Genomic DNA, 10,510 nt, shown 5'->3' with positions numbered 1-10,510 from the left:
CGGGAAGAGCGGATCCATCGCTCCGTACGAACTCGGTCTACGCGGCCCGCAAACGCAGCGCCCGGTCGACCAGAGGGCCCGCACCCCCCGTGTACCCGGCCGGATCACACAGCACCACCAACTCCGCGGCACTGAGGAGCCGAGCAACCGAGGGCTCCTCCGCAAGCACCTCGGGCAACCCCCGCCCACTCTCACGCACAACACCCACCGCATCGCTCAGCACCTGCTTCGCCCGCACCTTGCCCAACCACGGCGCAAGCACGGCAGCGATGCGCTCGGACACGATCTGAGCCCCACTGTGCGCAAGGTTCTCCCGCATGCGCCAGGGGTTGACCACCAGCCCCTCGGCCAGCTCCACAGCCGTATGGGCAGAGCCGCCCACCAGCCGCAGGCACTCCCGCAGAAGCTGCCACTCGGCATGCCAGGCACCGGCGGAACGCTCGTCCTCAGAGAGCAGACACTGCGTCAAACCGGCGGCCATCACCGGGACTTGGAGCGCGGCGGCACGCATCAGCGTGGCGAGCACCGGGTTGCGTTTGTGCGGCATCGCCGACGAACTGCCACGGCCGGCCACCGTCGGCTCGGTGACCTCGCCGACCTCGGTCCGGGTCAGCGACTGCACGTCCACCGCGATCTTCCCCAGCGCACCGGCCGTGAAGGCCAGTACCGAGGCGACGTCCGCGATCGGCGTGCGCAGCGCGTGCCAGGGCAGTACGGCCGGCGCGAGCCCCGTCTCGGCGGCGAACGCCTCGACGAGCCGGTCGAGATAGTCGCCCGCGTTCCCGGCCTCGCCGCCCACGCCGTCCACGCCGTCCACACCTACGTCACCGTCCAGGGACAGGTCACCGCCCATGCCCTCCGCGCCGGCGATCGCCGCGTACTCCAGATATCCCGCCAGGGTCCCCGCGGCGCCCCCCAGCGACACCGGCAGCCCCCCGTCGAGCACCCGCTCGACCCGCCGTACGGCGTCGAGGACCAGCTCGCGCCAGCCCGCCGCCTTGAGCCCGAAGGTCGTCGGCACCGCCTGGAGGGCCAGCGTGCGGCCCGCCATCAGGGTGTCGCGGTGCTCCAGGGCCAGGGCGCCCAGCGCGTCGGCGATCCGGGTCAGGTCGGTGCGCAGCAGTCGCAGCGCCCTGGCGGTGACCAGCATCGCCCCGGTGTCCAGGACGTCCTGGCTGGTGGAGCCCCGGTGTACGTACTCCGCCGCGCCCTCGTCCTGGGCCGCGACGGCCCGGGTGAGCGCCTGGACCAGGCCGACCACGGGGTTGGCGGTCTCCCGGGAGGCGAGCGCGAGGGCGCGGGCGTCGAAGCGGTCGGCGCGTGCCGCCCGGGTGATGATGTCCGCCGCGGGCTTCGGCACCGTCCCGAGCCGTGCCTGGGCACGGGCCAAGGCGGCCTCCGCGTCGAGCATGGCCTGAAGCCATGCCCGGTCGCAGACGGCCGCCTCGACGGGGGTACCGGCACGCACGGGGGACAGCAGACCCGAGTCGGTGAGCACGTCCGGGTCCACGTGTGCGTCCAGTGGGTGGGTCACACGATCACTCCTGTCAGATCGGTGTCGTCGGTCACCGGCCGTACACCGGCGGGGACCTGGGCGGCCGGGGGCAGTCCGAGGACGGCGCGGGCGATCGCGTCGGAGTCGCCCAGGGTCACCGAGTCGACGCCGGGCCGGATACCGGCCGCGGTCACCCAGTGCACGGACTCGGTGGGCACGCCGTAGGCGAACCGGCGCGGGTGCGCCCTCCCGCGGGCGTCGAGGAGCCGGTTGGGCCGCTCGGTGACGGCGAGCCCGCCGGTCTCGTAACTCGTGCCGCAGGAGCCGTCGATCCGGAACGGGCCCGCCTGCTCGGTGTTGATCAGGTGGCTGAGCAGCGGGTCGTCGGTGCGCCGGATGTCGGGCTCGGGCAGCCGTGCCTCGATCAGTGCGGTGGCGCGGATCGGCTTACCGGGTACGGCGGTCGAGTCGGCGACGAAGACCTGGTTGAGGGTGTCCAGGCGGACCTGGGTGCCAGGACCGGTGATCTCCAGGACGCCGGCCTCGATGAGCGCGACCATCTGCTCGATGCGGGCGGCGGGCGGGCCGATGGAGAGGAAGGCGTTGAGGGGCGTGTACCAGCCCTCCAGGTCGTCGCGGTGCGAGTTGCCCTCCAGGCCGCCGTGGTCGACGGCGAGCCGGATCTCGTTGCGCAGGTCGCGCAGGACGTCGAGGGCCGCCTTGAGCGGTCCGCTGACGTTGCCCGAACGGGCCTCCACCACGTCCTGGCGCAGATAGCCGACCAGCCACTCCTGGAAGTCCTCGCGGTCGGCGAACTTCCGCTTGCCGTACGGCCGGGAGAGCTTCTCCCAGTCCCAGCGCTCACCGCTGTCGATGCCGTACGAGTCGAGCAGCGCGTCCGGGCTCTCGCCCTCCCCCAGGGCAAGGTAGGCGCTCACCAGTGCCTCGCGGTCGGCGTCGCGGCCCTTCGCGGAGAGCAGCGTTCCGTAGTAGACGCTCTCCACCTCACGGGAGATGTACGGCCACAGGTCGGCGGTGAAGTTGACGCGTTCGCCGTCCTCGGAGCGCTTGCGCAGGTCCTCGATGTACTGGCCGGTGAGCAGCTTCGGGTAGTAACGCCCGTACGCGCCCTTCTCGTTCTCGCCGCGCGCGTGGTACGGGACGCCGCGCCGCGAGAAGGCGTACAGCTTGGGCTCGCGGCCCGAGGGATGGTAGACGAGCTTGCCGTCCTCCTCGGCGAAGCTGCCGCCGCGGCCCAGGGTGAAGAGGGCCATGTGGTCGAAGAAGTTGAGGCCGAGTCCGCGGATCAGGACGTTCTGGCCGGGGGCGATGGAACTGAGATCGGCGTCGGCCGGGTTGCAGGGCGTGATGTAGGTCAGGTAGTGGATCCGGGCCAGGCTCGCGGTGCGGGCCTCGCGCGGGGTGAGGCGCGCCGGCAGGTGACCCTGCGCCAGGATGATCGCGTCCAGCTGGTTCAGCCGGGTGCCGTCCTCCAGGCGCAGGCCCTGCGGACCGCCGGGGACGCCGTGCGTGTCGGCCATGGCCACCGCGCGGGAGGAGTGCACCGTCACGGTGACGTGCTTCGGGGCGCGGGCGACGACCCGCTTGAACGCGTCGTGCAGATAGCGGCCGTAGAAGGCGCGGCTGGGGTACGAGTCGGGGCCGAGGCGTTCGGCCTCCTCAAGGGTGTCGTTGTCGTAGCCGCCGAACTGGCCGAGCAGGGACAGGCCCTGGGCCCATTCGTACAGGCTCGGCCCCGGCTCGATGGGGCCCTCGATCTGCGCGCTGTCGTCCGTGTAGACGGTGATCTGCGAGGCCACCGTGTTGGTGAGCAGATGCCGGGACTGCTGGGCGCGCCAGACCGCTCCGGCACCGGCCGGGGACGGGTCCACGACATGCAGGGTGACGTCCGTGTGCGTGGGCCGCTTGCGCTCGCCCGCGCACAGGCGCTCCAGTACGGACAGACCGCGCGGTCCGGCGCCCACGATGGCGACCTGGAGACGGCTGCTGCTCATTCCTGAACTCCATTCAGATTCGGGTGGGTTGAGAGGTAGGCCGGTGCGGGTGTGGTCGCGCCGAAGTCCCGGGCACCGTGCATCCAGGCCACTTGGTCGTGCAGTTGGCCGGGGGTGAGCTTGGACAGGAGTGCGTTCCTGGCGAGCGCGGCACCGCCCGCGGGGTGCCACAGCCGGGTGCTCTCGCGCGCGGCGAGCTGGATCGCGGCGGTGCGCTCCCGGCGGTCGGCGGTGTACTTCTCGAAGCGCTGGGACACGTCGTCCCCGCTGCCCTCCTCCAGCAGGTCGCCGAGGTGGACGGCGTCTTCGAGGGCCTGGCAGGCGCCCTGGGCCGCGTAGTGCAGCATCGGGTGGGCGGCGTCGCCGAGGAGCGTGACGCGGCCGTCGGTCCAGGTGTCGACCGGGTCGCGGTCCACGAGCATCCAGGACCGCCAGCCCTCGCCCAGCTCGACGAGACGCTGCGCGTCCGGCCCGAGGGCGCCGAACTGCCGTCGTACGTGGGCCTTTTCGGCGGGCACGCCCGCGAAGGCCCGGGTACCGCCGTCGTCCTTGCTGCCCGCGAGGTTGAGGTGCTTGCCGCCGGCGATCGGGTAGTGCACGAAGTGGCAGCCGGGGCCCGTCCACCACACCACGGAGGTGTTGCGGCGCAGTTCCTCGGGCACCCGCTCCATGGGGATGACCGCGCGGTACACGGTGATCCCGGAGACACGCGGGTCGCCGTCGCCGACAAGCTGTGCGCGGACGGCGGAGTTGATTCCGTCGGCGCCGATCAGCGCGTCGCCCGAGACCCGTTCACCGCTTTCCAGCACGGCAGAGGCGCTCGTACGGCTCTGCTCATAGCCGGTGACGGCGCTGCCGCCGCGCAGTTCGATGGTGTCGAAGGCCCGGCACGCGCCGAGCAGCAGGGCGTGCAGCTCGGCCCGGTGCACGACGACATAGGGGTTGCGGAACCTGCGCCGGTACTCCTCGGTGAGCGGCAGGCTGGTCACGTGCTCGCCGCTCACGCCGTCCATGAACCGCAGTTCGTCCATGCGGACGGCCAGGGCGCGCGCCGCGCCGCCGACGCCCAGCCGGTCCAGGGCGTGGATTCCGTTGGGCGCCAGCTGGATGCCGGCGCCGATCTCGGCGAACTCCGGGGCCCGCTCCAGGACGACGGCCCGATGGCCGCGCTGTGCCAGGGCGAGCGCGGTGGCGAGCCCGCCGATGCCTCCGCCGGTGATGACTGTCCTGATCATGTCGTCACCCACCTTGGTTCGTGAGCACGCGGGCCAGTTCCAGGCGCTTGATCTTCGTGGTGGCCGTCTGCGGCAGATCGGCGAGCCGCCACTGCACGGGATCGGCCATGGGCGGCAGCCCCTCGGCCGCGGCCCGCCACGCTTGGAGATCCAGCGGTACGTCGTCCTTGGTGCACACCACGGGTACGGCCCTGCCGTCCGCGCCGGGGATGATGATGACCTCGGCGAGGTCGTCGAGCCGGGCGAACAGCCGGTCCTCGGCGGCCAGCGTGGAGCCGAAGCCCTCGATGACGTCGACCTCGCGGTCCAGCAGATGCAGACAGCCCCACTTGGTGCGGTAGCCCACGTCTCCCATGCGCCACCAGCCGCCCTCCGACAACTGCTTGTCGTAACGCGCCTGTTCGCCGAGATAGGTGACGATGCGGCCGTCGCTCTTCACCTCGATGAACCCCGGGTTGTCCTTGGACGGCGGCTGCCCGTTGCGGCTGACGACCCGTACGTCCGTCATACCGGGGAAGGGCATCCCCACACAGCGCCCGTCGGCCTCGGCGGCCCGCCGCCTGCTGAAGGAGCGCGCGACGGCCGGCCCGATCTCGCTCTGCCCGTACAGCTGCCCGAAGACGGGCGCCCGGCGGTCCGTCGCACCCAGCAGCCGCTGTACGGTCCGCGGATGGATGGCGTCGAACGTACTGCTGTAGAGCTTGACGTTGGACAGGGGCCGGCGCGGATCGTCCGCCAACTCCTCCCATTTCATGAAGGAGTTGGGGTGAGCCTCCAGAATTCCGGGCCGCAGCCGCGCGAAAAGCTCCCCGACATGAGCGGGGTCGGAATCGGCGAGTACGACGATGGGAAATCCGCGATGCAGTGAGATCGCGAGCGCCGTGAACAGCCGGGAGTGCACGAACGACACATGCATGGCGATCGTCTCGCGCCCCCGGACGAGGGGCGTGACGACGGAGGCCTGCGGCCGGTAACGCGCTTGCAGGGTCCGCCCGGTGTGCACGGCGAGCTTCGGTGTGCCGGTGGTGCCCGACGTGTGCGTGATGAGCGCCGGGTGCTCGGGCGGCATGGTCACCGCGGCGACGCGCTCGACTCCCTCGAACTCGCTCAGCGCGGTGGCGGCAGGGTGGCTGCCGGAGGTCAGCAGCACTCCGGACGCCAGCCCGACCACCGAGCCGGGCAGCTCCTGCTCCAGCTTCGCCTGGTCGGTCACGAGATACGGCCGGTCGGTGCGCCGCACCAGCTCGGTGACCGTCTCCCCGTCGAGCTTGGGCGACAGCAGCACCGGTACGGCGCCGACACGGGCCGTGGCACACGCCAGCAGGGTGATGTCGAATCCGTCGGACTTGTAGATGACCACGCGGTCGCCGGGCCTGACCCGTGCCGCCCACAGCCGGGACGCGAAGTCGTCGACCAGGTCGGCGACTTCGGCGACCGTGGCGCGGCGGCCGAGGCCGGGCGCGATGTCGAGATCATGGTCGAGAATCAGTATGTTCGCGGGGTGCCGGGCGGCCGCTCGCTCGAAGAGCGTCCCGAGCCGGATTCCCCGGTTTCCTATCCGTTGCAGCAACACGTGCTCGCCCTCTCCTACCCAGGCTTCACAGGCTCGGAATTCAGCTCTTGAATTCGCTTTCGATGACGTCCTTGATGCGCTCCACGGTCGCCGCCAGATCCTTTTCCAGCTTGGCTCCCCAGTCGGCGAAGAACGCCTGCTTCCGCTCCGCGTCCATCTCCGCGGTGATCCCCCGGATTCCCTCCGTCGGGGCGCCCATCCTGAAGTGATGGACCAGTCGGCTGCCGGCGCCCTCGGCCTCGATGTCGAAGGTCCAGACGCTCTCCTGCTTCCGCCCCGTCGAGTCCTGGATCGCCCAGGAGAAGGTGACGCCGGCCTCGGCCGCGACCACCTCGGAACGGGTGCTCCACGCTCCGCGCACGACGGGGGCCCACGCGACCACGTCCTCGTCACGGTGGTTGTCACCGCGGAAGACGGCACCCACGGTGGCGGCTTCGCCCTCCACCCACTCCCCGCCGACGCACTCCTCGCTCCAGTCGCCGCTGCGGCCGAGGTCGCTGACGACGGAGTAGACCTGAAAGGGCGTGGCGTCGATGTGCACGTCGGCCGCGACCTTGAACAGAGAGCTTTCCTCAACGACGTTTTCACTCACGGTCTTGTCACCCACGGTCTTGTCACTCCCGGTGTTTTCCGCTGATGCCGGAATGCTGCGCCGGTTGGAGGGCGCGGGCAAAAGGGCGCGTGAGGGTCCGTCAAGTCCAATGGGCAGTGCCACCAAGGGACTTAAGACTCGCAACTCGGGACTTGACGAAGAACGCACGGGCTTCGCGCGAGCGCCCTCCCCCGGTGGAAGAATCCAGGGCCATGCGTGCCGCCTATGCCGAACAGCTCGGCCCACCCGACGTCATTCGCTACGGAGAGCTCGCCGCGCCCGTGCCGGGTCCCGACGAGGTCCTCGTCGACGTACGGGCCACCACGGTCAACCCCGTGGACACCTTTGTCCGTTCAGGGGTCTTCCGTACGCCGCTGGAGTTTCCCTTCGTCATAGGCCGCGACCTGGTGGGCACGGTCGCGTCGGCCGGGGGCGGGTTCGCCGTCGGCGACGCGGTGTGGTGCAACAGCCTCGGCCACGGCGGCCGTCAGGGGGCGGCGGCCGAGCAGGCGGTGGTGCCGGTGGACCGGCTCTACCGGCTCCCACCGGGCGTGGCCCCCGAGATCGCGGTGGCCGTGGTCCACCCGGCCGCCACCGCGTATCTCGCCCTGTTCACCCACGGCGGTCTGTGCCCGGGCGAGACGGTCCTGGTCGCCGGGGCCGCGGGCAACGTGGGTGCCGCGCTGGTGGTCCTCGCGGTGCGCGCGGGTGCCCGTGTGATCGCGACGGCGGCGGCTCGCGACCACGGCTACTGCCGGACTCTGGGGGCGGCCGAGGTCGTGGACTACCGCGACCCGGACCTCACCCGCCGCCTCGCGGAGTTGGCCCCCGCCGGAGTCGACGTCCACGTCGACACCTCCGGCCGCAACGACCTCACCTCCGCCGTCGCCCTCCTCGCCCACCGCGGCCGCATCGTCCTGCTGGCCGGCGCCAAGGACGAACCCGTCCTCCCCGTCGGCCCCCTCTACATGAAGGACGCCTCCGTACGGGGCTTCGCCATCTCCCACGCCACCCCCTGGGAACTCGCCTCGGCGGCGACCACCATCAACGACCTGCTGTCCCGGGGCCTGTTGCGCCCCCGCGCCATGGAGCCGCTGCCCCTCAGCACCGCCGCGGACGTCCACCACCGCATGGAACGCGGTGAACTCCACGGCAAACGGGTCGTCCTGCACACCGGCTCCTGAACCACCGCCGGGTTCCTCGCCCCCGCCGCCCCTACCCGTCCCATCCCCAGGGGCTCTGCCCCTTCGACCCCGGGATGGGTGGTGTGTCGGGTGCGGGTGGTGGGGGCTGGTCGCGCAGTTCCCCGCGCCCCTAAAAGATTGCGCAGTTCCCCGCGCCCCTTAAGGGGCGCGGGGAACTGCGCGAGCAACCCCCACCGGCCCGCAGACGTCGTTCAGGGGCGCGGGGAACGGCGCAATCTTTTAGGGGGGTCTGGGGGCGCAGCCCCCAGGAAGGGATGGGACGGGTAGGGGCGGCGGGGGCGAAGAAACCCGTCACCCACCCCACGGCAGCCACGCCCCCACCCGAAACCCCCCGTCCTTCTCCGCCCCGTGCTCCAACCAGCCCCCCGCCAACGTCGCCCGCTCCGTAAGTCCAATGAGCCCCTGCCCCGACCCGGGAACATGGGGGACGTCCCCCGGAGGCGCGGGATTGTGGACGGACACCGTCAGGCCGTCCCCGGGCGCCCCGCGAAGCGTCACCGTGACCTCGGCCCCCGGCGCGTGCTTACGCGCGTTCGTCAGCCCCTCCTGAGCGATCCGGTACGCGGTGCGCCCGACGGACGCGGGCACGGCGGCCGGATCGGCGACACGGTTGTCGAGGACGACCTTCATACCGGCCGAGCGCGACTCGGCGACCAGCCCGTCGAGCCCGCCGAGCGTCGGCTGCGGCCGCCCCGCATCGTCGGAGTCCCCCGCCCGCAACACCCCGATGATCTCCCGCAGATCCTGCAACGCCTCGTGCGCGCTCTCCCGGATCACCCCGGCCGCCCGCGCGACCTCCTCGCGCGGCGCGTCCGGCCGGAACTCCAGCGCCCCGGCGTGCACGCTCAGCAGGGTGAGCCGATGCGCGAGCACGTCGTGCATCTCGCGCGCGATGGCCTCACGGGCGAGCCGCTGCGCCTGCTCGGCCCGCAGCTCCGCCTCGGTCTCGGCCCGCCGCGCCCGGTCCCGCAGGCTCAGCATGAGCTGGCGCTTGGACCGTACGAACATGCCCCAGCCGACCACCGTCGCGGTGAGCAGCGCGGTGACGACGACCGCGGCGGCGTACGACAGGTCGGGGTCGGGGCGCAGCCAGAAGAACAGCGGGATCAGCGCGAGCGAGAGACCGGCGAGCCATCCCACGTACTTGAAGGGCCGGTGCACGGCGAGCGTGAACAGAGCCACCATGGCCGCGCCGCCCGCGGTGTTCGAGACCAGCCCGACCGGGACCATCGCCACGGCGAGCCCCAGCGGCCGGCGCCGCCGCAGCCAGACCGCCGCGCAGGCGAGCGCGCCGAGCCACTGGTCGGCGACGGCGAGACCGTGCGGGGTGTTCGGGTCGTGGTTCAGTGTGTTCGCGGCCGCCAGCCCGATGACGACGGCCAGCAGGAAGCATCCGAAGTCGACGATCCAGTCGCGCACGGTGCGGCGCGGCCGCCCGCCCCGGCCCGCGCGTTCGGCGTCGGGGTCCAGCTCGGCGACCACGGCCGAGGGCAGCAGCCATCGCCGCCCGGGCAGGGCCTGCCCCGCGGGCACCGGCCGCCCGGCCAGTCCCTCCGCCGAAGACGCCGTCTCACGCGCCGGATGGTCACCACTCACGGTCGACAAATCTACGCAGCCGTACCCGCCGCCACCTCCCCGCGACCGGGATCGCCGACCAAAGTCGCACCACTTCAGACTTTCGTCCCGCCCCGTCGCGGCGACCCGCGACTTCGGCCGGACATGCCTCACCCCGCGGCCGATGAACGTGGGGGAGCCGCGGGGCGAGGGTCATGACATGAAGCGGATGCTGGAACTGTTCGGTTGTGTCGCCCTGGTTCAGGGCGCCCTGGGCTTCCGGCGGACCGGTCACCGGTGGACCACCGGCGGGTCACCATCCGATCAGGTGCCGATCAGGAGCCAATCAGAAGCGGATCGCAGCGGATCAGCAGCTGAAGTTGATCAGCTTGAAGGTGACGTAGTGGTCCGAGGTGTAGTAGTCCTCCTGCGTCTTCTTGCCGGTCACGATGCGACGGGCACCACGCGTCGAGGAGCCGGGCGTGATGACCGTGTACTCGTGGTAGTAGCCGGTGGACTGCGAGGGCAGGACACCCTCCCGGTTCTGGAAGACGGCCCCGTCCTGCGAGTACGGGAAGGGACCTCCCGAGTCGATCAGGTCCAGCGTGTCGTACGCCTGTGACGGCAGCGCGCTGTAACAGATGCTGCCCACGGCAGTCGCCGCCGCGTTGGCCGGTACCACGGCGGTGCCGCCGATGAGCAGGGCGGACATGAGGGCGACAAGAGCACCGATGCGGGTGGTTCGTGGGGGGAATCTCATGGACATAGAATGACGCGCGTAGACCCTGGCATGTCAATGTCAAGGTAAGGGTTTTCTCCCGCCAAGTCCGATGAGTTTTCC

8 protein-coding genes are annotated in these 10,510 nt (G+C 71.4%); 1 reads left to right on the top strand and 7 read right to left on the bottom strand.

The genetic code is table 11. From position 1 onward, the window contains the following. Nucleotides 1-37: 37 nt before the first annotated feature. From OG975_RS38195 to OG975_RS38175, 5 genes are read right to left on the bottom strand one after another with little or no spacing between them, the layout of a single operon-like run. Complete coding sequence (locus tag OG975_RS38195; RefSeq protein WP_406334050.1) at nt 38-1,534, bottom strand: adenylosuccinate lyase family protein; 1,497 nt, start codon at nt 1,532-1,534, stop codon at nt 38-40. Then, nucleotides 1,531-3,510, bottom strand: coding sequence for an FAD/NAD(P)-binding protein (locus tag OG975_RS38190; protein ID WP_406334049.1), 1,980 nt, complete (start codon nt 3,508-3,510; stop codon nt 1,531-1,533). The genes OG975_RS38195 and OG975_RS38190 overlap by 4 nt, the downstream gene beginning before the upstream one ends. Continuing rightward, the gene (locus OG975_RS38185) at nt 3,507-4,745 is read right to left on the bottom strand and encodes an FAD-dependent monooxygenase (protein ID WP_406334048.1); all 1,239 of its coding nucleotides are present in this window, start codon (nt 4,743-4,745) and stop codon (nt 3,507-3,509) included. Before OG975_RS38185 ends, OG975_RS38190 begins: the two co-directional genes overlap by 4 nt. A 4-nt stretch (nt 4,746-4,749) precedes the next feature. Beyond that, on the bottom strand, nt 4,750-6,318 hold the full coding sequence (locus OG975_RS38180; protein WP_406334046.1) for a class I adenylate-forming enzyme family protein: 1,569 nt from the start codon (nt 6,316-6,318) through the stop codon (nt 4,750-4,752). A gap of 40 nt (nt 6,319-6,358) precedes the next feature. Then, nucleotides 6,359-6,910 carry an SRPBCC family protein gene (locus OG975_RS38175; RefSeq protein WP_406334044.1) on the bottom strand — a complete coding sequence of 184 codons (552 nt, stop codon included), beginning with the start codon at nt 6,908-6,910 and terminating at the stop codon, nt 6,359-6,361. Nucleotides 6,911-7,122: 212 nt separating this feature from the next. Between OG975_RS38175 and OG975_RS38170 the strand changes: the two genes are divergently transcribed. After that, nucleotides 7,123-8,094, top strand: coding sequence for an NADPH:quinone reductase (locus tag OG975_RS38170; protein WP_406334043.1), 972 nt, complete (start codon nt 7,123-7,125; stop codon nt 8,092-8,094). Nucleotides 8,095-8,406: 312 nt separating this feature from the next. Here OG975_RS38170 and OG975_RS38165 read toward each other — a convergent pair whose 3' ends face one another. Together OG975_RS38165 and OG975_RS38160 are read right to left on the bottom strand one after the other, a co-directional pair. Beyond that, a complete protein-coding gene (locus tag OG975_RS38165) occupies nt 8,407-9,663 on the bottom strand; it encodes a sensor histidine kinase (RefSeq protein WP_406336661.1) in 1,257 nt (418 codons plus the stop codon). A 373-nt stretch (nt 9,664-10,036) separates the two neighbouring features. Next, nucleotides 10,037-10,429 carry a ribonuclease domain-containing protein gene (locus OG975_RS38160; protein WP_406334041.1) on the bottom strand — a complete coding sequence of 131 codons (393 nt, stop codon included), beginning with the start codon at nt 10,427-10,429 and terminating at the stop codon, nt 10,037-10,039. Between the last annotated feature and the right edge of the window lie 81 nt (nt 10,430-10,510).

The organism is Streptomyces sp. NBC_00203, assembly GCF_045206325.1.
GTDB classification, from domain to species: domain Bacteria; phylum Actinomycetota; class Actinomycetes; order Streptomycetales; family Streptomycetaceae; genus Streptomyces; species Streptomyces lutosisoli.
Note: the sequence above shows the minus strand (reverse complement) of the source record. Positions and strands in the feature narration are given on the sequence as shown.

Excerpts from the sequence above, each read along its gene's own strand:
- OG975_RS38185 (WP_406334048.1), bottom strand. The coding sequence starts at position 4,745 with ATGATCAGGACAGTCATCACCGGCGGAGGCATCGGCGGGCTCGCCACC.
- OG975_RS38190 (WP_406334049.1), bottom strand. The coding sequence starts at position 3,510 with ATGAGCAGCAGCCGTCTCCAGGTCGCCATCGTGGGCGCCGGACCGCGC.
- OG975_RS38160 (WP_406334041.1), bottom strand. The coding sequence starts at position 10,429 with ATGAGATTCCCCCCACGAACCACCCGCATCGGTGCTCTTGTCGCCCTC.
- OG975_RS38170 (WP_406334043.1), top strand. The coding sequence starts at position 7,123 with ATGCGTGCCGCCTATGCCGAACAGCTCGGCCCACCCGACGTCATTCGC.